The organism is Xanthomonas sp. 1678 (genome assembly GCF_031455575.1).
Classification (GTDB): Bacteria; Pseudomonadota; Gammaproteobacteria; order Xanthomonadales; family Xanthomonadaceae; genus Xanthomonas_A.
The window spans coordinates 164,189-186,105 of record NZ_JAVDSZ010000001.1; the positions used below are offsets into that span (position 1 = coordinate 164,189).

The 21,917-nt window shown below is 70.8% G+C and carries 20 protein-coding genes; 16 read left to right on the forward strand and 4 right to left on the reverse strand.

The genetic code is table 11. The features are described 5' to 3' along the window. Positions 1–410 precede the first annotated feature (410 nt). The 11 genes from J2Y70_RS00865 (at position 411) to pbpC (ending at position 14,017) form a co-directional block, all read left to right on the forward strand. Positions 411–1,577, forward strand: coding sequence for an MFS transporter (locus J2Y70_RS00865; RefSeq protein WP_309912326.1), 1,167 nt, complete (start codon positions 411–413; stop codon positions 1,575–1,577). A gap of 23 nt (positions 1,578–1,600) precedes the next feature. Further along, entirely contained in the window at positions 1,601–2,257 is a 657-nt protein-coding gene (locus tag J2Y70_RS00870; RefSeq protein ID WP_309912328.1) for an HAD family phosphatase, read from the forward strand. Beyond that, a complete protein-coding gene (locus J2Y70_RS00875; RefSeq protein WP_309912330.1) occupies positions 2,254–3,048 on the forward strand; it encodes a DeoR/GlpR family DNA-binding transcription regulator in 795 nt (264 codons plus the stop codon). Before J2Y70_RS00870 ends, J2Y70_RS00875 begins: the two co-directional genes overlap by 4 nt. A gap of 277 nt (positions 3,049–3,325) precedes the next feature. Next, a complete protein-coding gene (locus tag J2Y70_RS00880; protein WP_309912332.1) occupies positions 3,326–4,576 on the forward strand; it encodes an HlyD family efflux transporter periplasmic adaptor subunit in 1,251 nt (416 codons plus the stop codon). Positions 4,577–4,596: 20 nt separating this feature from the next. Next, entirely contained in the window at positions 4,597–5,367 is a 771-nt protein-coding gene (locus tag J2Y70_RS00885; RefSeq protein WP_309912334.1) for an ABC transporter ATP-binding protein, read from the forward strand. Continuing rightward, positions 5,364–7,802: an ADOP family duplicated permease gene (locus tag J2Y70_RS00890; protein ID WP_309912336.1), complete on the forward strand. Its 2,439-nt coding sequence runs from the start codon at positions 5,364–5,366 to the stop codon at positions 7,800–7,802. Before J2Y70_RS00885 ends, J2Y70_RS00890 begins: the two co-directional genes overlap by 4 nt. 96 nt (positions 7,803–7,898) lie before the next feature. Continuing rightward, a complete protein-coding gene (locus tag J2Y70_RS00895; protein WP_309912338.1) occupies positions 7,899–8,135 on the forward strand; it encodes a type II toxin-antitoxin system VapB family antitoxin in 237 nt (78 codons plus the stop codon). Further along, positions 8,132–8,545: a type II toxin-antitoxin system VapC family toxin gene (locus J2Y70_RS00900; RefSeq protein WP_309912340.1), complete on the forward strand. Its 414-nt coding sequence runs from the start codon at positions 8,132–8,134 to the stop codon at positions 8,543–8,545. Before J2Y70_RS00895 ends, J2Y70_RS00900 begins: the two co-directional genes overlap by 4 nt. 10 nt (positions 8,546–8,555) lie before the next feature. Continuing rightward, a complete protein-coding gene (locus J2Y70_RS00905; RefSeq protein WP_309912341.1) occupies positions 8,556–9,947 on the forward strand; it encodes a sigma-54 dependent transcriptional regulator in 1,392 nt (463 codons plus the stop codon). A gap of 805 nt (positions 9,948–10,752) precedes the next feature. After that, a complete protein-coding gene (locus J2Y70_RS00910) occupies positions 10,753–11,259 on the forward strand; it encodes a HAMP domain-containing sensor histidine kinase (protein WP_309913208.1) in 507 nt (168 codons plus the stop codon). A gap of 334 nt (positions 11,260–11,593) precedes the next feature. Beyond that, on the forward strand, positions 11,594–14,017 hold the full coding sequence (gene pbpC / locus J2Y70_RS00915; RefSeq protein WP_309912343.1) for a penicillin-binding protein 1C: 2,424 nt from the start codon (positions 11,594–11,596) through the stop codon (positions 14,015–14,017). Positions 14,018–14,712: 695 nt separating this feature from the next. Here pbpC and J2Y70_RS00920 read toward each other — a convergent pair. Together J2Y70_RS00920 and J2Y70_RS00925 are read right to left on the reverse strand one after the other, a co-directional pair. Then, positions 14,713–15,288: a bacterioferritin gene (locus tag J2Y70_RS00920; RefSeq protein WP_263397533.1), complete on the reverse strand. Its 576-nt coding sequence runs from the start codon at positions 15,286–15,288 to the stop codon at positions 14,713–14,715. Positions 15,289–15,323: 35 nt separating this feature from the next. Beyond that, the gene (locus tag J2Y70_RS00925) at positions 15,324–15,806 is read right to left on the reverse strand and encodes a peroxiredoxin (RefSeq protein ID WP_263397534.1); all 483 of its coding nucleotides are present in this window, start codon (positions 15,804–15,806) and stop codon (positions 15,324–15,326) included. A gap of 177 nt (positions 15,807–15,983) precedes the next feature. On the opposite strand from J2Y70_RS00925, the gene J2Y70_RS00930 reads away from it, so the two are divergent. Both J2Y70_RS00930 and J2Y70_RS00935 read left to right on the forward strand, forming a co-directional pair. Beyond that, entirely contained in the window at positions 15,984–16,451 is a 468-nt protein-coding gene (locus tag J2Y70_RS00930) for an Hsp20/alpha crystallin family protein (RefSeq protein ID WP_160946351.1), read from the forward strand. Positions 16,452–16,588: 137 nt separating this feature from the next. Next, entirely contained in the window at positions 16,589–17,473 is an 885-nt protein-coding gene (locus tag J2Y70_RS00935; protein WP_309912347.1) for a DnaJ C-terminal domain-containing protein, read from the forward strand. 231 nt (positions 17,474–17,704) lie between these two features. Here J2Y70_RS00935 and pilH read toward each other — a convergent pair whose 3' ends face one another. Then, positions 17,705–18,088 carry a twitching motility response regulator PilH gene (pilH, locus tag J2Y70_RS00940; RefSeq protein WP_003479838.1) on the reverse strand — a complete coding sequence of 128 codons (384 nt, stop codon included), beginning with the start codon at positions 18,086–18,088 and terminating at the stop codon, positions 17,705–17,707. Between the two features lie 81 nt (positions 18,089–18,169). Continuing rightward, the gene (locus J2Y70_RS00945) at positions 18,170–19,174 is read right to left on the reverse strand and encodes an acryloyl-CoA reductase (protein WP_309912348.1); all 1,005 of its coding nucleotides are present in this window, start codon (positions 19,172–19,174) and stop codon (positions 18,170–18,172) included. Between the two features lie 144 nt (positions 19,175–19,318). Between J2Y70_RS00945 and hflK the strand changes: the two genes are divergently transcribed. From hflK to J2Y70_RS00960, 3 genes are all read left to right on the forward strand, one after another. Beyond that, a complete protein-coding gene (hflK, locus tag J2Y70_RS00950) occupies positions 19,319–20,467 on the forward strand; it encodes an FtsH protease activity modulator HflK (RefSeq protein ID WP_309912350.1) in 1,149 nt (382 codons plus the stop codon). Then, positions 20,464–21,327 (forward strand): protease modulator HflC, encoded by an 864-nt coding sequence (hflC, locus tag J2Y70_RS00955; protein WP_263397539.1) that lies wholly within the window; start codon positions 20,464–20,466, stop codon positions 21,325–21,327. The genes hflK and hflC overlap by 4 nt, the downstream gene beginning before the upstream one ends. Positions 21,328–21,624: 297 nt before the next feature. Beyond that, positions 21,625–21,810 (forward strand): DUF2065 family protein, encoded by a 186-nt coding sequence (locus tag J2Y70_RS00960; RefSeq protein ID WP_309912352.1) that lies wholly within the window; start codon positions 21,625–21,627, stop codon positions 21,808–21,810. The last annotated feature ends 107 nt before the right edge of the window (positions 21,811–21,917 follow it).

Sequence of the window (21,917 nt, forward strand, 5' to 3'; positions counted from 1 at the left end):
TGCCGCCGGGCGCGGTCGGCGATGACGCCGCCATGGCACGCGCTGCGCGACGCTGTGGCGGCCGTTGCGTCTTTCGCTGGTTGTGCGCGTGCGCCGGCGTTGCGCCTCGCGGAGCAAGAGACCATTCGCACAGACAGAGCCGACCCGTGGCTGTCCGGCGCTGCGGCGGCTCGCGCAACGAAACGCGGAAGAATCCGCAGGTGGTTGCCGCGGGTCGGGCGGCACTGTTCGCGGCGTGGCGTGACGCGTACCGCGGAAGGAGGCGGCAGCCGTCGGGCCGCGTGGCTGGAGCGACGCTGCCGCCCGAGATGAAGGTCTGCATGTCGTGCATGTTTTGCACGTTTTACCTCGTTATTGCATGTTTATGCATGATCTGGGTATCATGCGCCGGCACCACTCAGGAGCCTTCCATGCACGACCCATCCTCACCCGCCGCCGCTTCCGCCAGTTCCGCCGCGCTGCAGACCGGGATCGGCGCCACCCGCGCCATGTTCCTGCTGTCGGGCATGGCGATGGCCGCGTGGGCGCCGATGGTGCCGTACGTCAAGGCGCGCTTCGCCCTGGACGACGCGCGCCTGGGCCTGGTGCTGCTGGCGTTCGGCGCCGGCTCGGTGGTGGCGATGCCGCTGGGCGGGGTGCTGAGCCATCGCTTCGGCGCCCGCGCGGTGATCGTGACCAGCGCGCTGGCGCTGTGCCTGGCGCTGCCGGCGGTGGCGCTGGCGCCGAGCGTGCCGCTGCTGGTCGCCGCGCTGCTGTACTTCAGCGCCGCGCTCGGCGCGCTCGACGTGTCGATGAACGCGCACGCGGTGGAAGCGGAAAAGCGCGTCGGCCGCGCGGCGATGTCCGGCTTCCATGGCGTGTTCAGCGTCGGCGGGTTGCTCGGCGCCGCCGGCATGAGCGCGCTGCTCGGCAGCGGTGCGCCGCTGCTGGCCTGCACGCTGCTGGTCTCGGCGCTGCTGCTGGGGCTGTTGCTGTGGCAGCGCGGCGGCCTGCTGCGGCAGGCGTCGCCGTCGGCCGAGGCGGTGCCGCTGCGGCTGCCGCGCGGGCCGGTGCTGGTGCTGGGCGCGCTGTGCTTCATCTGCCTGCTGGCGGAGGGCGCGATGCTCGATTGGAGCGCGGTGCTGCTGCGCGAGCACCACGGCATGACGCCGGGCGCGGCGGGCATGGGCTACGCCGCGTTCTCGGTGGCGATGGCATTGGGCCGGCTGACCGGCGACCGCATCGTGGCGCGGCTGGGGCCGTCGCGCACCGTCGGCATCGGCGCCGCGCTGGCTGCCGCCGGCCTGCTGTTGGCCAGTGTCGGCAGCGCCGCCAGCAGCGGCCTGCTCGGCTGCGTGCTGGTCGGCCTGGGCGCATCCAACCTGGTGCCGGTGATGTTCGGCGCCGCCGGGCGCATGCCGGGCACCTCGCCGGCGGTGGCGCTGGCGACATTGACCACGCTCGGCTATACCGGCCTGCTCGCCGGGCCGGCGCTGATCGGTTTCCTCGCCCACGCCAGCAGCCTGCCGGTGGCGCTGTGGGCGGTGGCGGCGCTGCTGCTGCTGGTGGCCGCCGGCGCGCGCCTGGTCCGTCGTTGAATCCCCTGTCCCTGGAGTCCGTCATGTCCGCGTCCGCATCTCCGTCCACGCCCCGCATCGACACCGTCGTGTTCGATCTCGGCGGCGTGCTGATCGATTGGAATCCACGCCACCTGTACCGCCACCTGTTCGACGACGAAACCGCGATGGAAGCGTTCCTCAGCGAGGTCTGCAGCCCGCAATGGAACGAACGCCAGGACGCCGGACGGCCGTGGCGCGAGGCGGTGGCCGAACTCAGCGCGCTGCATCCGGCGCATGCGGCGCTGATCGCGGCCTACCACGCGCGCTGGCCGGAGATGCTCGGCGGTGCGATGGAGGAGACGGTGGCGGTGCTGGAGGAACTGCGCGGGCAGGGCCTGCGGCTGTACGCGCTGACCAACTGGTCGCACGAGACCTTCCCGGTGGCGCGCGAACGCTACCCGTTCCTGCAATGGTTCGATGGCGTGCTGGTCTCCGGCGAGGAGCGGCTGGTGAAGCCGGACCCGGCGATCTTCGCGCTGCTGTGCGAGCGCTTTGCGATCGAACCGGCGCGCGCGGTGTTCATCGACGATGCGCCGCGCAACGTGCACGCCGCCGCGGGCATGGGCATGCATGCGCTGCAGTTCCGCGACGCGCCCGGCTTGCGCCGCGACCTGGCCGCGCTGGGCCTGCCGCTGCGCGACGCCGGGCAGACGCCGTGAGCACCGAACTGGACACGCTGCCGCAGGAGCGCCAGCAGGCGATCCTGCAGCGCCTGCGCGAGCACGGCCGGGTGGTGGCGGCGGAACTGGCGACGCGCTTCGGCGTCTCCGAGGATTCGATCCGCCGCGACCTGCGCGAGCTCGCCGCGCAGGGCCTGTGCCGGCGCGTCTACGGTGGCGCGCTGCTGCCGACGCCGGTGACCGCGCCGCTGCCGCAGCGCCTGGGCGAGCATGCCGAACGCAAGCGCGCGCTGGCGCTGGCCGCGGTCGCCCTGCTGCAGCCCGGGCAGCGCCTGCTGATCGACGCCGGCTCCACCAACAGTGCCATCGCCGCCGCGCTGCCGGCAGGGCAGGGGCTGAGCGTGATCACTAACGCGCCGGACGTCGCGCAGACGCTGTTGCAGCGCGGCGGCTTCGAGATCCTGCTGATCGGCGGCCGGCTGGACCCGCACATCGGTGCGGCGGTCGGCGCGCAGGCGCTGCAGCAACTGCAGCAGTTGCGCGCCGACGTGTGTTTCCCGGGCGCCTGCGCGATCGATCCGGAGCGCGGCCTGTGGGGTGTGGACGGCGAGGAGAGCCTGTTCAAGCGCGCGATGGTCGACGCCAGCGCCGAGACCGTCGCGGTGGTGACCACCGACAAGCTCGGCGCGCTGGCGGCGCACCAGGTGGTGGGCGTGGACGCGATCGACCGCCTGGTGGTCGAGCACGATGCGCCGGCCGGGCTGCTCGCGGCCTTCGCCGCGCAGGCGGTGCAGGTGCATCGCGCCGGACCTGCCGACGCCGCCGGGTAGCGCGCCGCGCGGCGGGCGAGGCCGACGCACGCGGCGCAACCACCTGTTGCCGGTGGCGCGCCGCCGCCGTCCGCGCACGAAGATCCAGGTAACGGGCGTAGCCGGACACGGCTGCGTCGCCGACCCGCGGCGCTACGCACGCAGCAGTGCCGTCCGCAACCGGTCTGCATTGTCCGGAAACGGACAGCGTAACTGCGCAGCGGAATGCGCAACGCATTGATTGCACTCGATGTTTCCATGACGCGGCGGTTGGCACGCGGCCTGCTCCGGTAATGGCATGGATATCGCCAAGCAACCCGTCGCTCACCGCCGCCGCCGCCGCATCGTCGCACTCGCCATCGTCATCGCCGTGGTGCTGTTGGCGCTGCTGGCCGCGCTGAGCCTGGGTAAGGCCGCCCCGCGCGTGGCGCGCAGCGAGTTGTGGATCGATGCGGCCACGCGCGGCGAGATGCGCCGCGAGATCCGCGCCAACGGCGTGCTGGTGCCGCGGCAGATCCGCTGGATCACCGCCGGCGCCACCGCCACCGTGCAGCAGCAACTGGTCGATGCCGGCGCGCGGGTAGAGGCGGACACGCTGATCCTGCAGCTGGCCAATCCCGAACTGGACGCCGGCCTGGACCGTGCCCGTGCCGCGCTGGCCGGCGCCGATGCCGACGTGGCCGCGCTGCGCGCGGCGCTGGCCTCGCAACTGTTGGACCAGCAAGCGCTGCAGGCGCAGGCCGATTCGGACTGGCGCATCGCGCAGGTCAAGGCGCAGGCCTACCAGCGCGGCCACGACGGTGGTGCGATCTCGGCGATCGACCTGACCCAGAGCCAGATCACCGAGGCGCAGCAGCATGGCCGCGCCACCATCGAGGGCAAGCGTGTGGCGGCCTTCCGCCAGAACATGGCCGCGCAGCTGCGCGCCGCCCAGGCGCGGCGCGCACAGGCCGCCAGCGCACTGGCCATCGCCGCGGAACAGGCCGCCTCGCTGCAGGTGCGCGCCGGCAGCGCCGGCATCCTGCAGCAGGTGGACGTGGAACCCGGCCAACGCGTCGAAGCCGGCGCCAAGCTGGCGCGGGTCGCGCGCCCGGACGATCTGCTGGCGCGGCTACAGGTGGCCGAGGTGCTGGCCAAGGACGTGATCGATGCGCTGCCGGTCAGCGTGGACACGCACAACGGCGTGGTCGCCGGACAGGTGGCGCGGATCGATCCGGCGGTGCGCAGCGGCAGCGTGGTGGTCGACGTGCGCTTGGCGCCGCCGTTGCCGCCGGGCGTGCGCCCGGACCTGTCGGTGGACGGCCGCATCGTGCTCGGCACGCTGCGCGACGTGGTCAGCATCCCGCGCCCGGCGCTGGCCGCACCGAACACCGCCGGCAACCTGTTCGTGCTGCGCGACGGCGGCGCGCGCGCGCAACGCATCCGCGTGCGCTTCGGCGCCGCTTCCAGCGATCGCATCGAAGTGCGCGTCGGCCTGCATTCCGGCGAGCAGGTCGTGCTGTCCGATACCAGCCAGTGGAATGCCTACGACACCTTGCGCTTACGCTAGCCTCACCAGGAGATATCCGAATGACCGCAGTTCCCGCACCTTCCGCCGAGCCGCTGATCCGCCTGCACGGGCTGGGCAAGGTATTCCATACCGATGAAGTGGAGACCCATGCGCTGGCCGAGATCGCTTTGGACGTGGCGCGTGGCGATTTCGTCGCCATCACCGGGCCGTCCGGCTGCGGCAAATCGACCCTGCTGTCGATCCTCGGCCTGCTCGACGCGCCCAGTGGCGGCGCCTACCGGCTCAACGGCCGCAGCGTCGCCGAACTGGACGCGGTCGGCCGCGCGCGCATCCGCAACGCCGAGATCGGCTTCATCTTCCAGGCCTTCAACCTGATCGCCGACCTCACCGTGGAAGAGAACGTGGCGCTGCCGCTGACCTACCGCGACGGCGCCGAGCGCGGCCAGATCCGCCAGCGCGTGCGCGAAGTGCTGGAACTGGTCGGCATGCACCATCGCCACAAGCACTATCCGGGGCAGCTGTCCGGCGGCCAGCAGCAGCGCGTGGCGGTGGCGCGCGCGCTGGCCGGCAATCCGGCGATCCTGCTCGCCGACGAGCCTACCGGCAACCTGGACAGCCGCAACGGCGAGGCGGTGATGCAGTTGCTGGAGCAACTGCACGACAACGGCACCACGCTGTGCATGGTCACCCACGACCCGGCGTTCGCGCGGCGCGCGCAGCGCATCGTGCACATGCTCGACGGGCGCATCGTCGATGAAGACACCTTCGAGCGGCTGCGCCACGAGCAGGATGTGGCGCTGCCGGCGCGCGCCGCGGAGCAGGCGCGATGAGCGCGGCGGTGTACTGGACCGAGACGCGGCAATCCTGGCGCGCGCTGGCGCGCAGGCCGGGCTATCTGCTGCTGGCGGTGCTGACCCTGGCGCTGGGCGTGGCCACCACCACCGCGGTGTTCGCGCTGCTCGACCAGGCCTTGCTCAAGCCGCTGCCGTTCCCGCAGCCGCAGCGTCTGGTCACCCTGGGGCTGCCCTCGGGCGGCCACAATGTCGCGGCGCCTGGCTATTACCCGGTGTTGCGGCGCATGCCGAGCATGCAGGTCGTCGGCATCGTGCGCGGGTTTCCGGTGCCGACCAACATCGCCCGCGGCGGCGCCAGCGAGGTGGCCCGGGCGATCAGCGCAGACGTGGGCTTCCTGCGCACGCTCGGCCTGCCGATGGCGGCAGGGCGCAACTTCACGGCCGAGGAAAGCCAACCTGGCGGGCCGCAGGCGGTGATCCTCACGCATCGCTTCTGGCAGCGCTATTTCGGCGGCGATCCGGCGGCGGTGGGACGCACGCTGCAGGTGGAGGGCAAACCGGTGCAGATCGTCGGCGTGCTGTCGGCGGAATTCCCCTGGGCCGAACCGTTCGACCTGCTCCGCAACATGCAGCCGGACCTGACCGCGACCAACCTGTCCACCAACGAGATCGTGGTGGCGCGGTTGCGGCCGGGCGTCAGCGTGACCGCCGCCTCGGCGCAGACCGCGGTGGTGATCAAGGGCTTGCTGCGCAACAGCCCGCACATGGACGCAGCGTGGTGGCAGAGCCTGCAGCGCGAGCCGCCGAACGCCTTGCCGTTGCAGGACAGCCTGTACACCTCCTTCAGCGGCAACACGCTGTGGCTGTTCTTCGCCGCGGCGGCGTGCGTGCTGTTGATCGCGGCGATCAACCTGGCCAGCCTGATGCTGCTGCGCGCGCTCGGCCGCAGCCACGACAGCGCGGTGCGCGCCGCGCTTGGCGCGCCATGGCTGCGCCTGAGCCTGCCGGCGTTGGCCGAAGGCGTGCTGGTCGGCGCGCTCGGCAGCCTGGCCGGGCTGCTCTTGGCCTGGCTCGGGCTGCGCCTGCTCGGCAGCTGGGTGCCGGTGTTGTGGATGCGTGGCGAGTCTGCGCACCTGACCGGGGCCAGCGTGCTGTTCGCCGTGTTTGCTGGCGGCGCCACTGCCGTGCTAGCCGCGGCGCTGGGCATCGTGCGCGGACGTCGCCGCAACCTGGTGACGGAACTGGCCGGCGGCGGGCGCGGCGGCTGGAGCCTGCAGGCCGGCCGCCTCGGCCGCAGCCTGGTGATCGCGCAGGTGGCCGTCGCCGTTGTGCTGCTGATCGGCGCGGCGCTGTTCACGCGCACGCTGCAGAAGCTGGCGGACGTGCCGATGGGGTTCGAGAGCCGCTCGGCGGTGGTGTTCACCCTGGCGCCGGTGAAGGAACGCTACGCGACCGTGCAAGACGCGGTCGAGCAGACCCGGCGCATCGTCGCGCGGCTGCAGCAGGTGCCGGGCATCGAACGCGTCGGCGTGTCCAGCAATCCGCCGACCACCACCCAGCTGAGCTGGAGCGTGGAGGTGGAGGGCATGCCGTCCGTCAACAGCCAGTACCGCCTGGCCACGCCGGACTTCCTGCAGGTATTCCGCATCCCGTTGCTGGCCGGGCGCGGCATTTCCGAGGGCGACGTGGCCGGTGCCGAAAAGGTCTGCCTGGTCAATGCCACGTTCGCCGAGCGCTACCTGCACGGCCATGCGCTCGGCAAGATCGTTACCGTGCCCGACGACGGCGGCAACAACCGTTTGCCGATGCGCGTGGTCGGCGTGGTCGGCGACGTGCGCCATGCAGGCCCGGCCGAGCGGCCGGAGCCGATGGTCTACCAACCGCTGGCGCAGATGAGCGAACCGATGTGGCAGATCATGCGCGGGTTCGGCGCGTTGACCTATGCGGTGCGCCTGCGTGCCGGCGCGCTGGGCGCCGACGAGCGCGCGCTGCGCGCGGCGATCGACGAAGTGGCGCCGCAGCAGCCGATCGCCGACCTGCAGCCGATGCAGGCCCTGGTCGCCACCACCACCGGCGAGCAGAAGCTCAACCTGCTGCTGGTGGGCCTGTTCGCGGCGCTGGCGCTGCTGCTGGCCGCGGTCGGCCTGTACGCGGTGATGGCGGTGGCGGTGGCCGCGCGCCAGCACGAGTTCGGCGTGCGCGCCGCGCTCGGCGCACCGCCGGCGCGGCTGCGGCGGCAGGTGCTGCGCGAGGCCGGCGTGCAGATCGGCATAGGGCTGCTGCTGGGCCTGGGCGTGGCGATGGCGCTGTCGCGGGTGCTGCAGCGTTTCCTGTTCGAGGTGCGGGTGGCCGATCCGCTGGCGATCGGCGCGGTGCTGCTGGTGCTCGCCGCGGCCGGCCTGCTGGCGGCGCTGGCGCCGGCGCGGCGTGCGGCACGGGTGCCGCCGATGCAGGCGTTGCGCCTGGAATGAAGCCTCGGCAGGCGAGGCGAGTGGGGCGCGGCATTGACACTGCCAAGGTGGTATATATCATTGGTGTATATCAATGCATTCCGTTGGAGGATCGCCATGTCCACGACCGCGAAACTGTTTCAGTCCGGGCGCAGCCAGGCCGTCCGCCTGCCCAAGGCCCTGCGCTTCGAAGGGGAGGAGGTGATCGCCCGGCGTTTCGGCAACGGCGTGCTGCTGCTGCCCTTGGATGCGCCCTGGCAGTTGCTGCGCGAGGCGCTGGAGGAGTTCGAGCCCGGCTTTCAATTGCAGCGCGAGCAACCCGAGCAGCAGGTGCGCGAGGAATGGCCGGTATGAGTCAGCCGCTGTATCTGCTCGATACCAACATCTGCATCTACATCATCAACCGGCGTCCGCCCGAGGTGCTCGATCGTTTCGCCGCATTGCGCATCGGGCAGGTCGCCATTTCCAGCATCACCGGCGCCGAATTGGCCTACGGCGTGGACAAGAGCGGATCGCCGCGCAATCGCCAGGCGCTGGACAAGTTTCTCGCTCCGCTGGACATCCTGCCGTTCGACGAAGCGGCCATGCGTCGCTACGGCGTGTTGCGCAGCGGCCTGGAGCGCCAGGGCACGCCGATCGGTGCGCTGGACCAGTTGATCGCGGCGCATGCCTTGGCCGCCGATGCGGTGCTGGTCACCAACAACGTGCGCGAGTTCGAGCGCGTTGCCGGCCTGCGCCTGGAAAACTGGGTGTCGCCCGCATGAAGTCCTGGCGATGAAAGCGCTGGCCGATGCGTCGCCACGCATCCTCGTCGTCGACGACCAGGCCGACGTGCGCGAGGCGCTGCGCATGCTGCTTAAGAGCGCCGGCTACGGCATGGTCGGCGCCGAATCGCCGGAGCTGGCGCTGGCCTGCCTGCGCGGCGACGATTTCGCCGCGGTGCTGGTGGACATGAACTACGCCCGCGACACCACCTCCGGCGCGGAAGGCCTGGCGTTGATCGCGCAGATCGCCGCGCAGTGGCCGGGGCTGCCGGTGATCGCGATGACCGCCTGGGCCAGCGTCGAACTGGCGGTGGCGGCGATGCGCGATGGCGCGGTGGATTTCATCGAGAAACCGTGGCAGAACGCGCGCGTGCTGGCGGTGCTGGACAGCCGCATCGCGCTGGACCGCAGCCGCCGCGAGGCGCGGCGGCTGGGCGAGGCGCAAGCGCTGCTGCTGCAGGACAGCGCGGCCGGGTTCGTCGCCGAATCGGCGCCGATGCAGCGCCTGGTCGAGGACCTGCTGCGCATCGCCGGCAGCGGCGCCAACGTGCTGTTGCTGGGCGAGAACGGCACCGGCAAGAGCCTGCTCGCGCAGTTGTTGCACCAGTGGTCGCCACGCCGCGCGCAGGCCTTCGTCAAGGTCAACATCGGCGGGCTGGCGCCGACCCTGTTCGAGGCCGAGCTGTTCGGCAATGTGCGCGGCGCCTACACCGACGCGCGGCAGGACCGCGCCGGCCGCTTCGAACTGGCCGACGGCGGCACCCTGTTCCTGGACGAGATCGGCAACCTGCCGCTGCAGCAGCAGCCCAAGCTGCTGCGCGCGATCGAGGATGGCGAATTCGAGCGGCTCGGCTCCTCGCGCACGCAGCGTGTGGACGTACGCATCGTCGCGGCGACCAACGCCGACCTGGACGCGGAAGTGGCGGCGGGCAATTTTCGCCAGGACCTGCTGTACCGGCTCAATACCTTCCAGCTGCGGGTGCCGCCGCTGCGCGAGCGCGGCGCCGACATCCTGCCGCTGGCGCGGCACTACCTGGCCGCCGCCTGCACGCGCTACCGGCGGCCGCTGCCGGCGCTGGCGCGCGACGCCGAACGCGCCTTGCTCGGTTACGCCTGGCCCGGCAACGTGCGCGAACTGGCGCACGCGATGGAACGCGCCGCGCTGCTCGCCGACGGCGCCATCCTGGGCAGCGACGACCTGCGCCTGCAGCCGGTTGCGAACGCCGCGCCGGCCTTGTCGACCCAGCTGACCCTCGAAGAAGCCGAGGCGCTGCTGCTGCGGCAGGCGCTGGCGCAGCAGCAGGGCAACCTGCAGCGCGCCGCCGACCAACTCGGCATCACCCGCCAGAGCCTGTACCGGCGCCTGGGCAAGCACGGCCTGCGCAGCGATGACGGTGCCTGAGCGGCAGCGCCGGCGCCCGCTGTGGCTGGCGGCGCCGGCGTTGCTGGCGCTGATCCTGGTGCTCGCATTCGGCGCGCCGCGGCCGCCCGAGGCGGCCGTGCTGATGTTGTGCGTGCTGCTGCTGACCGCAGCCGTGTGGCGCTGGCAGCAGCGCGATGCCGGCCAGCGCCTGCACACCCTGGGCGGCCTGCTCGAGGCGCTGCGCGAGGGCGACTACAGCGTGCGCGTGGCGCAGGATGCACGCGATCGCGATACCGATGGCCTGTTGCAGCGGTTCAACGCGTTGGCGCAGCGGCTGCAGGACGAGCAGCGCGATTCGCACGAAAGCCTGCAGCTGCTGAGCAAGACCCTGGCGGCGCTGGACGGGGCGGTGTTCGCGTTCGAGCAGGACCAGCGCCTGCGCCTGGTCAACCCGGCCGGCGAGCGCCTGCTCGGCGCCGCCGCCGAGCACTTGATCGGGCAGTCCGCGCAGGCGCTGGGCCTGGCCGGGTTGTTCGCGCTGCCGTCGGGCAGCATCCACGCGCATGCCTTCGCCGGCCAGCAAGGTCGCTGGCAGATCGGCCATGCCGCGTTGCGCAGCCGCAGCCAGGCCGGGCAACTGCTGCTGGTGCAGCCGATGGAGCGCGCGCTGCGCGAGGAAGAGGCGCAGGCGTTCCGCCGTTTATTGCGCGTGCTCAGCCACGAGATCAACAACTCGCTGGCCCCGATCGCCTCGATCGCCGATACGCTCGGGCGCCTGCTGGCGGCCACGCCGGCCACGCTCGATGCCGAATTGCACGAGGACCTGCGCAACGGCCTGGTGGTGATCGAGCAGCGCAGCGCGGCCTTGCAGCGCTTCCTCGGCGGCTATGCGCGCCTGGCCAGGTTGCCGGTGCCGGTGCCGGCTTCCGTGGAACTGGCACCGCTGTGCGCGCGGGTGCAGCGGCTGCTCGACGATGCGCGGGTGCAGCTCGACGTGCCGCCGGGGGTGTACTTACGCGCCGACGCCGACCAGCTCGAGCAGGTGCTGATCAACCTGCTGCGCAACGCGCTGGAATCCGGCGGCAGCGCACCGGTGGCATTGCGCGCGCGTCGCGACGGCGCGATGGCGCGCATCGACGTGGTCGACGGCGGCGCCGGGCTGCCGCCCAGCGACAACCTGTTCGTGCCGTTCTTCACTACCAAGCCCGGCGGCTCGGGCATCGGCCTGGTGCTGTCGCGGCAGATCCTGGACGCGCAGGGCGGCAGTCTCAGCCTGGCGCCGCGTACGGACGCCGCCGGCAGCGTCGCCACGCTGCGCCTACCGCTGGCCTTGGGTGGCAACGAGGCATGATGCCGCCGAATTTCTTCGGCAATGCGCCAGAGCGGTCGTGCGGATGACCTTCGACAGTCGAAGCTAGTTGTAGGAGTCAACTGTCATGCAGAAGCGATCTCCGGAGGAGCGTAAGGCGCCTGGTCTCGAGCAATGGCATTGAGCCATCGCAGGTACTTGTGCATGCACGCGACTTCAGCCGCGACGGGCCTTCCCGATAAAGCCCATCGCGACCGATGGACCGACGCCATTCGCAGCCGCTCCGACAGGCACGCTGCCTCGAAGAAGGACGCACGCCGCTGCGCCACACGACGCTGCGCAGCAGGCAAAATAGCCGCTTCCACCGGGAGCCCGCATGTCACAGGACGTATCCGCCGCCACGCCGCCCGCGCGGCGCACCCGGCGCTGGACGCGCCTGCTGCCGCGGCCGCATTGGGGCCGCACGCAGTGGCGCGTGCTGCGCTGGGGCACGGTGGCGCTGCTGGCCACGCTGTTGCTGCTGGACCTGGCGTTTCCGCTGCCGCTGCCGAAATCGCGCGACACCTCGACCCTGGTGGTGGCCGCCGACGGCACCCCGCTGCGCGCCTTCGCCGACGGCAACGGCGTGTGGCGCTATCCGGCCACCCCGCAGAGCGTCTCGCCGCTGTACCTGCAGGCACTGCTGAACTACGAAGACCGCTGGTTCTGGCATCACCCCGGGGTCAACCCGTGGGCGCTGCTGCGCGCCGGCAAGCAGTGGCTGTTCTCGCGCCGCATCGTCTCCGGCGGTTCCACCTTGACCATGCAGGTGGCGCGGATCCTGATGCCGGACAACGCCAGCACGCGCACGCCGCTGGGCAAGCTGCAGCAGCTGCTGCGCGCGCTGCAGCTGGAAGTGCACCTGAGCAAGCGCCAGATCCTGCAGCTGTACCTGGAGCGCGCGCCCTACGGCGGCACTATCGAAGGCGTGGACGCGGCGAGCTGGGCCTACCTGGGCAAGCCGGCGGCGCGCCTGTCGCAGGCCGAGGCGGCGCTGCTGGCGGTGCTGCCGCAGGCGCCGAGCCGGCTGCGCCCGGACCGGCACCCGGAGGCCGCGCGCGCGGCGCGCGACAAGGTGCTCGAGCGCATGGTCGAACTGCACGTGTGGTCGCGCGAGCAGGTCGACGACGCACGCATCGAGCCGGTGGTGGCGCGCTCGCTGCAGTCGCCGATGCACGCCGCGTTGTTGGCCGAACGCCTGCGCCGGCAATCGCCGCGCGCCGCGCACATCGTCTCCACCATCGATGCCGACCTGCAGCGCACCCTGGAGGACCGGGTCAGCGCGTATTTCTCGCAGTTGCCGGAGCGCACGTCCGCCGCGCTGCTGGTGGTCGACAACCGCGACCTGCAGGCGCGCGCCTACATCGGCTCGGTGGTGTTCGGCGACCGCAAGCGGCTCGGCGACGTGGACATGGTGCAGGCCTGGCGCTCGCCCGGCTCCACGCTCAAGCCGTTCCTGTACGGCATGGCCCTGGACGACGGCCTGATCCATTCCGAAAGCCTGCTGGTGGATGCGCCGCAGAGCTTCGGCGATTACCGGCCGGGCAACTTCGACGAGGCCTTCAACGGCCCGGTCGGCGCGGCCAGCGCCTTGCGCCTGTCGCTGAACGTGCCGGCGGTGGACTTGCTCGAGCGGGTCGGGCCGGCGCGCTTCGCCGCGCGCCTGGACAACGCCGGCATCGGCCTGAAGTTCCCGCGCGGCAGCACCCCGAACCTGGCGCTGATCCTCGGCGGCACCGGCGCGCAGCTGGAGGAACTGGTCGGCGCCTTCGCCGCGCTGAACCGCGACGGCATCGCCGGGCACGTGCGCTATACCCCGACCGACAAGACCATCGATCGGCGGCTGATGTCGCCGGGCGCGGCGTGGATCGTGCGCGAGATCCTCGAGGCCAATCCGCGACCCGGCTACGGCGTCGGCACGTTCGACGTCGGCGCGCGCCCGCGGGTGGCGTGGAAGACCGGCACCAGCTACGGCTACCGCGATGCGTGGGCGATCGGCAGCACCCGCCGCTACACGGTCGGGGTCTGGGTCGGGCGCCCGGACGGCACCCCGCTGCCCGGCCAGTACGGGGCGGTGACCGCGCTGCCGCTGATGTTCGAGACCATCGACAGCCTGCCGCGCGCGCGCGGCGACAACGCGCCGCGGCCGATGCCGGGCAACGTGCAGCAGCTGGACGTGTGCTGGCCGCTGGGCATCGCCGCCGAGCAGACCCCGCCGGCGCTGTGCCAGCGGCGCTTTCCGGCGTATGCGCTGGACGGCGCGGTGCCGCCGACCTTCGCCGAGCGCGACGCGCGGCTGTGGAGCGCCGGCCGCGACACGGTGCAGGTGGATGCGCGCAGCGGCCTGCGCCTGTCGCCCGATTGCGCACGTCCGCACGCGGCCGTGCAGCGCGAGATCGCGCGCTGGCCGGCGCTGCTGACGCCATGGCTGCACGCCAGCGAACGCCAGGCCGGACAACTGCCCGCCCTGGCGCCGGACTGCCGCGACGACGGCCGCGGCGGCAACGACGTGCTGCGCATCGAAGGGCTCAACGACCGCGCCACCCTGGCGCGCGCGCCAGGCAGCCCCAGCGTGCGCCTGCAGGTGCGCGCGCTGGGCACCACCGCGCCGGTGGACTGGCTGCTGGACGGACGCTGGATCGCGCGCACCGAGGGCGCACGCAACTTCCAGCGCGACTTCGCCGACGCCGGCGACCACACCCTGACTGCGCTGGCCAGCAACGGCGCCTGGACCCAGGTGCGGTTCCGGGTGCTGCATTGAGGGCGTTGCTGCGTGAAGCGCGCAGCGCTGGAGACGCGGCTTCGCCAGTGCCATTCACAGCCGGCGGCTCATTGTGGGAGCGACTTCAGTCGCGACGGGCTTTACCGGTAGCCCTCCGTCGCGACTGAAGTCGCTCCCACAAGGGTGATGTCGTTGTATGCGAAAGGTGGGGTTACGAAGTTGCCGATGTGTTCGTGGCGTGCTTGCGAGGGGAGGCGGCATCCGAGACGCATCTCCCCTGTAGGAGCGGCTTCAGCCGCGACAGGCACTGCGGAGGGATCCTGTCGCGGCTGAAGCCGCTCCTACAAAAGCGCGCCTGGCAGGGGGCGGCACCTGGCTGCCGCGCGTCGCGACTGAAGTCGCTCCCACAGGGGGGCTCCGGTTGCTTGCGAAGGCGGGGGCGTGCGAACGACCGCCGATGTTTGTCGCGGCGTCCTTGCGAACGGAGAAGGCGTCCGAAGATGCATCTCCCTATAGAAGCGGCTTCAGCCCCGACAGGTACTGCGGAGGGATGCTGTCGCGGCTGAAGCCGCTCCTACAGAAAGCGCCGCTCCTACAGAAAAGCGGCGTTGGGCAGCGAGGCAGGGCCGGCAGACAAGAACGTAGCGGCGGCGGGCGGAAGGTGGTGTCCGGCACGCAAAAAAGCGCCCGGCAGGTGCCGGGCGCTGGGGTTTCGGTGCAGACAGCCGGGCGGATTACTTCCCGATCCAGCCTTCCAGCATGTCCGAGAACTCGTCGGCATGCTCTTCTTCCTGGGCCAAAATCTGCTCCAGGATGCGCTTGGTGGTGGTGTCCTTGTCGCCGACGAAGTTGATCATCTCGCGGTAGCTGTCGATGGCGATGCGCTCGGCGATCAGGTTCTCCTTGACCATGTCGCGCAGGTCCTCGCCTTCCTTGTACTCGGCGTGCGAACGCGCGGTCAGGGTGTCGGGGTTGAGGTCCGGCTCGCCGCCCAGCTGCACGATGCGCTCGGCCAGCTTGTGCGCGTGTTCCTGCTCCTGCTGCGCGTGCTCCAGGAACTCGGCCTTGACCGAGTCGGCGAGCATGCCCGAGGCCATGAAGTAGTGGCGGTAGTAGCGCAGCACGCACACGTATTCAGTGGCCAGCGCGTCGTTGAGCAGCTTGATCACCGCCTCGCGGTCGGCGCTGTAGCTCTTGGTGATCGCGCCGTCCTCGATGCTCTGGCGGGCATTGGCGCGCAGCGTGGCGGTATCGGTGAGGCCGCTGGTGTTCTGCAGCGGCTTGGCGTCGTTGGCTGGCTGGTTGGACATGGCTGGCCGGTTCCTGTGTGGTGGGAGAAGGGGAGTCAGTCGGGGAGATGCTGCAGCACGTAGTCGGCGGCGGAGACCTTGAATTCGCCCGGCGCCTCGACGAACAGCGCGCGCACCACGCCGTGCTCGGCGTACAGCGCGAAGCGCCGCGCCCGCACACCCATGCCGTAGCTGCTGGCGTCCATCTCCAGGCCCAGCGCCTTGGCGAACTCGCCGTTGCCGTCGGACAGCATCTGCAGGCCGTCGGGCACCAGCTGGCTCTTGCCCCAGGCCTGCATCACGAACGGGTCGTTGACCGCCATGCAGTACACCTCGATGCCGCGCTTGCGGAACTCCTCGAAGTGCTCGACATAGCCGGGCAGGTGCTTCTCCGAACAGGTCGGGGTGAACGCGCCGGGCACCGCGAACAGCAGCACGCGGTGGTCGTCGAACAGCGTGCGGGTGTCCACCTGCTCCACGCCTTCGCGGATGCGTTGCAGGACCACTTCGGGAATGCGTTCGCCGGGCTGGATGGGCATGGGTGGGCTCCTTGGATGAATCGAGTCTAGAAATCGGCATGGAAAGGCAGCGTCAAGGCCCTTGAAAAGCGCAGGCCCATTCCTATCTGGCTGGCATGGCGGCCGGCTGCCCCGGCGCCGCGAACCACCCGTCAGGGTCTATCCCATTCACGTTTTCACGTTGCAGGAGACTACGAGATGAGCATCGTCCGTTATCGCCAGTGGCCGGCCCAGGCCGCATTCCAGAACGAGATCAAGCAGGTGTTCGACCGCTTCTTCGACCCCAACGGCGGCACCGACGAATCGGCCGTCGTCACCGCGCAGTGGGTGCCGCGCGTGGACATCAAGGAGGAGCCGGAGCGCTTCGTGCTGTACGCCGACCTGCCGGGCATCGACCCGAGCGAGATCGAGGTGTCGATGGACAAGGGCATCCTGTCGATCAAGGGCGAGCGCAAGAGCGAATCGGCCGCCGACAGCGAGCGCTTCTCGCGCATCGAGCGCCGCTACGGCAGCTTCCACCGCCGCTTCGCGCTGCCCGACAGCGCCGACCCCGATGGCATTTCCGCCACCGGCTACCATGGCGTGCTGGAAGTGCGCATCCCCAAGCGCCCGGCGAGCACGCCGCGCCGGATCCAGGTCGACACCGGGGCCACGATCGTGCAGTAAGCGCCCGCCCGCGCCGGCGTCGCCACGGCGACGCCGCGCCTTCGCGGCCGGCCAGTAGAATGGGCCGGGCGATGGTGCAGAGCATGCAACCGGCCCGTTGCCGCAAGGCGGCGGGCCGACTCTTTTTGAGGTGATGGATGGAATTCAAGGATTACTACGCCACCCTGGGCGTGGAGCCCAGCGCGGGCGACGCCGAGATCAAGACCGCGTACCGGCGGCTGGCGCGCAAGTACCATCCCGACGTCAGCAAGGAGGCCGGCGCCGAGGACAAGTTCAAGGCCATCAACGAGGCCTACGAAGCGCTGCGCGATCCGCCCAAGCGCGCCGCCTACGACCAGTTGCGCGCGCAGGGCTACCGGCCCGGCGAAGAGTTCCAGGCCCCGCCCAACTACGGCGGCGCGCAGGGCTACGAGTTCGAGGAAGTGTTCGGCAACGGCGGCGCCGGCGGCGGCTTCAGCGATTTCTTCGAGAGCCTGTTCGCGCGCCAGCAGCGCGCGCGCCAGGGCGGCGCCGGTCCCGGTCCGGGCGCCGCCCCGCGTGGCGACACCCGCGCCAAGCTGGCGGTGCCGTTGGAAGCGGTCTACAGCGGCGACAGCGTGCGCATCACCATCAACGGCAAGCAGCTGGACGTGCGCGTGCCCAAGGGCGTGCGCCCCGGCCAGGTGATCCGGCTGAGCGGGCAGGGCAACGGCGGCAGCAACCTGCTGCTGGAGATCGAGTACGCCGCGCACCCGCAGTTCGAGGTGGACGGGCTCAACATCCTGTACACCCTGCCGGTGACGCCGTGGCAGGCGGCGCTGGGCACCAGCATCAGCGTGCCGACCCTGGGCGGTGCGGTGGAGCTGAAGATCCCGCCGGAGTCGGACGCCGGGCGCAAGCTGCGCCTGCGCGGCCGCGGCCTGCCGGGCACCACGCCGGGCGACCAGATCGTCGAACTGGAGGTGCTGGCGCCGGCGCCGGAGACCGAGGCGCAGCGCAAGGCGTATCGCACTCTGGCCAAGGCGTTCGGCGAGGCAGTGTGAGGCCGGGATTCGGGATTCGGCATTGGGGATGACCGGCCTGCCGGCTGTGAAGCGCTTCGGCAGTTTCCCAGGCCTGCCGCGGCGTCTGCTTCCTATGGGAGGGGCTTCAGTCCCGACGCCTTACTGTTAATGCGTCGGGGCTGAAGCCCCTCCTACAAAAGCGTTGGGTCGAAGCGCATGCTCGCTTCGGCTGCATCCAATCCCCAATCCCGAATTCCCAATCCCGGCTCCTCACCCCTTCGGCCCATCCTCCCCACTGAACACCCGCTCGATCACCTCGGACAGCTCGTCCTCGGAGAACGGCTTGGTGATGTAGGCGCGGGCGCCCTGGCGCATGCCCCACATGCGGTCGGTGTCCTGGTCCTTGGTGGTGACCAGGATCACCGGGATGTTCTGCGTGCTCGGTTCACGGCGCAACGTGCGGGTGGCCTGGAAGCCGTTGAGGTTGGGCATCACTACGTCCATCAGCACCAGGTCCGGCAGCGCCGCCTTGGCCGCCTCCACGCCGGCGGCGCCGTCGGTGGCGGTGATCGTTTCGTGGCCCAGCTTCTCGACGATGCGCTGGATGCCGAGCAGCTGCGACGGCGAATCGTCGACGATCAGGATGCGTGCCATGTGTCCCCCCTTGGATAGCCGAGTGTAGTGGCAGCGACGCGCGGCCGGAAAGCGCTGCGCGTCACAAACCCCCGGCGGCGTCTACGCGGCCGCATCCAGCCGCACCACGGTGCGCCCGAACGACTGCCCGGCCAGCATCGTCGCGAACACCTCGGGCAGCCCGGACAGGTCCACCTCGCGAGTGCAGATCGCGTCCAGGTGACGCGGTTTCCAGTCGCTGCCCAGGTGCTGCCAGATCAGGTCGCGCAGGTCGCGGGCGGTCCCGGCCGAGCCGATGCCCAGCAGCGACACCCCGCGCAGGATGAACGGCATCACCGTCATGTCCAGCTCCGGGGTCGCCGCCAGCCCGGCGCTGGCGACGTTGCCGTACGGCGCCGTCTGCGCCAGCAGGCTGGTCAGCATCGCCCCGCCGACGTTGTCCAGGCCGCCGCCGAAGCGCACCGACTCCAGCGGGCGCTTGCTCTGCAGCGCCTCGCGGCCCAGCACTTGGCTGGCGCCCAGCGCCTTCAGGTGCTCGGCGCGGTCGGCCTTGCCGCTGACCGCGTGCACCTCGAAGCCGGCGCGGCTGAAGATGTCGATCGCCAGCGAGCCGACCCCGCCGGTGGCGCCGGTCACGCACAGCGGGCCGTGTTCCGGGGTCTGCCGGTTGTCGAGCAGGCGCAGCAGCGCCAGCGCCGCGGTGAAGCCGGCGGTGCCCAGCACCATGCTCTCGCGCAGGCTCAGCCCGGCCGGCAGCGGCACCACCCACTTGGCCTCCAGCCGCGCGTACTGGCTGTAGCCGCCGTCGCGGGTCTCGCTCAGGCCGCAGCCGGTGACCAGCACCGCATCGCCCTCCTTGAACCCCGGGTCGGTCGAGGCGACCACGTGGCCGGCCACGTCGATGCCGCCGACCAGCGGGAAGCGGCGCAGGATCTTGCCCTGGCCGGTGCCGGCCAGCGCGTCCTTGAAGTTCACCGACGACCAGGCGCCGCGGATCACCACTTCGCCCGGGCTGAGCTGGTCCAGGGCCACCGGCTCGACCGCGGCGCGGTAGCCGGCGTCGTCCTGGTGGATGCGGAAGGCGGGGAAGCTGGCGGGGACGGACATGGCGAAAACCTTGGTCGGCACGACGGAATGCACCAAGATAGCCCTTTCGAAACGTCGGATCTGCCCCATCTTGTAGAATCGGCGACTCACTTACGGTGACCGGCGCGGACCGACGCGCCGCCACCTTTCCTTCTTGGAGCATGCATGGCCTGGAACACACCCGGCGGCAAGGGCACAGACGGCCCGGACAATAACGGGCGCAATCCCTGGAAGCCGCGTGGCGGCAATGGCGGCGGCAGGTGGGGCGGGATGCCCGGTCCCTTGAAGGATCTGTTCGGCGGTGACGGCGGCAACATCGGCCGTTGGGTGCTGGGTGCGGCGGTGCTGCTGCTGCTGTTCAGCAGCTTCCAGCTGATCGGCGAGCAGCAGCGCGGCGTGGTGCTGCGCTTCGGCCAGTTCTCGCGGATCCTGCAGCCCGGCCCGAACTTCAAGCTGCCGTGGCCGATCGAGTCGGTACGCAAGGTCAACGCCACCGAGATCAAGACCTTCAGCAATCAGGTGCCGGTGCTGACCCGCGACGAGAACATCGTCAGCGTCTCGCTCAACGTGCAGTACCGCATCGACGACCCGCGCATGTACGTGTTCGGCTCGCGCGACGCTGACCAGGTGCTGGAGCAGGCCGCGCAGAGCGCGGTGCGCGAGCAGGTCGGCCGCGCCGACCTCAACGTGGTGCTCAACAACCGCGGGCCGATGGCCACCGCCGCCCGCGAGCGGCTGCAGGCCGCGCTCAGCGCCTACCGCACCGGCCTGATCGTGACTGGGCTGACCCTGCCCGACGCGCGTCCGCCGGAAGAAGTGAAGCCGGCCTTCGACGAGGTCAACGGCGCGCAGCAGGTCAAGGAACGGCTGATCAACGAGGCCCAGGCCTACGCCGCTAAGGTGGTGCCGGAAGCCCGCGGCCAGGCCGCGCGCACCCGCACCGTCGCCGAAGGCTACAAGGAAGCGTCGATCGCCCGCGCGCAGGGTGACGCCGAGCGCTTCACCCTGCTGCAGCAGCAGTACCAGAACGCACCCGACGTCACCCGCAAGCGGCTGTGGCTGGAGACGGTGCAGAAGGTGCTGTCGGAGAACCGCAAGGTCATCGGCGGCGACGGCCGCCAGCTGATCTACGTGCCGATGCCGGCCGACGGCAAGGGCGCCGCCAGCGCCGCGCCGCCGGCCTCCAGCAGTGGCGGCGTGCCGACGCTGCCGCAGGACGTCCTGATGCCGTCGCTGTCCAGCAGCCCGGCCGAGAGTATCCGCAGTCCGGAGCGCACGCCGCGCCCGAACGGCCGTGAGGAGGTGCAGCGATGAGAATTTCCCTGTGGGCGGGCGTAGCGGTCGTGGCGCTGTTCGCGCTGCTCAGCTCGGTGTTCGTGGTGCGCGAGGACCAGACCGCGATGGTGCTCAACCTGGGCCGCGTGGTCCGCGCCGACCTCAAGCCGGGGCTGCACTTCAAGCTGCCGCTGGTGGAGACCGCGCGCGTGTTCGACCGCCGTTTCCAGGTGCTGGACACGCCGCCGGCGCGCTACTTCACCGCCGAGCAGAAGGACGTCAGCGTCGACTTCTTCGCCATCGGCTACATCTCCGACGTGCGCGCCTTCTACCGCGCCACCGGCGGCGACGAGAAGGTGGCCAATGCGCGCCTGGCGCCGATCATCATCGATTCGCTGCGCAACCAGATCAACGCGCGCACGCTGCAGCAGCTGGTCTCCGGCGACCGCAGCGAACTGATCGCGCAGCAGCTCAGCGCGATCAACGCCGCCGGCAAGACCCTGGGCATGCAGATCACCGACCTGCGCATCAAGCAGATCGACCTGCCGACCGACAGCCAGGTGATCACCGACGTGTACGAGCGCATGCGCGCCCAGCGCAAGCAGGAAGCCAGCAAGCTGCGCGCCGAGGGCGAGGAGCAGGCGCTGACCATCCGCGCGCAGGCCGACCGCGAGAGCACGGTGCTGGTCGCCGAGGCCGAGCGCGACGCGCAGAAACTGCGCGGCGAAGGCGACGCGCAGGCCGCCAGCATCTACGGCAAGGCCGGCTCCGCCGACCCGTCGTTCTATGCGTTCTACCGCAGCCTGGAGGCCTATCGCGGCGCCATGGCCGACGGCAACGCGGTGATCGTGCTGGACAAGAACGATCCGTTCTTGCAGTACCTCAAGAGCGAGCGCTGAGAGGCCGGGACTGGGGACTCGGGACTCGGGACTCGTAAGCGGGTCCCTTGGGCTGGTGGTGTGCCGGGTTGCCGCCGTTTCGTTGCCGCGCACGCCGTGTGTCGTACTCTCTGGAGCACTGTCGGTGCAGTTGGTCCCGGCCGACTCGGGCAGTCCCAGCTTGCGGACTGTTGTGGGAGCGACTTCAGTCGCGACGGGCCTTCCCGGTAAAGCCCGTCGCGACTGAAGTCGCTCCCACAAGTTCCATGGCGCGCCGGCGCTTATGCGCTTACCCATCCGCCCCTTGCCGAGAACCCCATGCACGATCTGATCGCTGCGGTGTGCCTGATGATCGTCTTCGAGGGTCTGGTTCTGCTGGTGGCGCCGGACGCCTGGAAGCGCCTGGTGCAGCAGATGTTGGCCATGCCGGCGGCGCAGCTGCGGATCGCCGGCGGCGTCGCCCTGGCGGTGGGGTTGCTCGCCCTGTGGTGGGTCCGCGGCTGAGCGGCGCCGTCCCCGCGTCCGCTGAACGCGCTGACCGAGGGGGTGGTGACGGTCACCCAAAACCCGGATAATGCACAAAAGCCGGCCGGGCTCGCTCCACAAGAGCG

Bases quoted from the DNA above. Each gene is read 5' to 3' on its own strand.
- J2Y70_RS00865 (WP_309912326.1), top strand. From the start codon at position 411: ATGCACGACCCATCCTCACCCGCCGCCGCTTCCGCCAGTTCCGCCGCG.
- J2Y70_RS00870 (WP_309912328.1), top strand. From the start codon at position 1,601: ATGTCCGCGTCCGCATCTCCGTCCACGCCCCGCATCGACACCGTCGTG.
- J2Y70_RS00880 (WP_309912332.1), top strand. From the start codon at position 3,326: ATGGATATCGCCAAGCAACCCGTCGCTCACCGCCGCCGCCGCCGCATC.
- J2Y70_RS00885 (WP_309912334.1), top strand. From the start codon at position 4,597: ATGACCGCAGTTCCCGCACCTTCCGCCGAGCCGCTGATCCGCCTGCAC.
- J2Y70_RS00890 (WP_309912336.1), top strand. From the start codon at position 5,364: ATGAGCGCGGCGGTGTACTGGACCGAGACGCGGCAATCCTGGCGCGCG.
- J2Y70_RS00895 (WP_309912338.1), top strand. From the start codon at position 7,899: ATGTCCACGACCGCGAAACTGTTTCAGTCCGGGCGCAGCCAGGCCGTC.
- J2Y70_RS00900 (WP_309912340.1), top strand. From the start codon at position 8,132: ATGAGTCAGCCGCTGTATCTGCTCGATACCAACATCTGCATCTACATC.
- J2Y70_RS00905 (WP_309912341.1), top strand. From the start codon at position 8,556: ATGAAAGCGCTGGCCGATGCGTCGCCACGCATCCTCGTCGTCGACGAC.
- pbpC (WP_309912343.1), top strand. From the start codon at position 11,594: ATGTCACAGGACGTATCCGCCGCCACGCCGCCCGCGCGGCGCACCCGG.
- J2Y70_RS00920 (WP_263397533.1), bottom strand. From the start codon at position 15,288: ATGTCCAACCAGCCAGCCAACGACGCCAAGCCGCTGCAGAACACCAGC.
- J2Y70_RS00925 (WP_263397534.1), bottom strand. From the start codon at position 15,806: ATGCCCATCCAGCCCGGCGAACGCATTCCCGAAGTGGTCCTGCAACGC.
- J2Y70_RS00930 (WP_160946351.1), top strand. From the start codon at position 15,984: ATGAGCATCGTCCGTTATCGCCAGTGGCCGGCCCAGGCCGCATTCCAG.
- J2Y70_RS00935 (WP_309912347.1), top strand. From the start codon at position 16,589: ATGGAATTCAAGGATTACTACGCCACCCTGGGCGTGGAGCCCAGCGCG.
- pilH (WP_003479838.1), bottom strand. From the start codon at position 18,088: ATGGCACGCATCCTGATCGTCGACGATTCGCCGTCGCAGCTGCTCGGC.
- J2Y70_RS00945 (WP_309912348.1), bottom strand. From the start codon at position 19,174: ATGTCCGTCCCCGCCAGCTTCCCCGCCTTCCGCATCCACCAGGACGAC.
- hflK (WP_309912350.1), top strand. From the start codon at position 19,319: ATGGCCTGGAACACACCCGGCGGCAAGGGCACAGACGGCCCGGACAAT.
- hflC (WP_263397539.1), top strand. From the start codon at position 20,464: ATGAGAATTTCCCTGTGGGCGGGCGTAGCGGTCGTGGCGCTGTTCGCG.
- J2Y70_RS00960 (WP_309912352.1), top strand. From the start codon at position 21,625: ATGCACGATCTGATCGCTGCGGTGTGCCTGATGATCGTCTTCGAGGGT.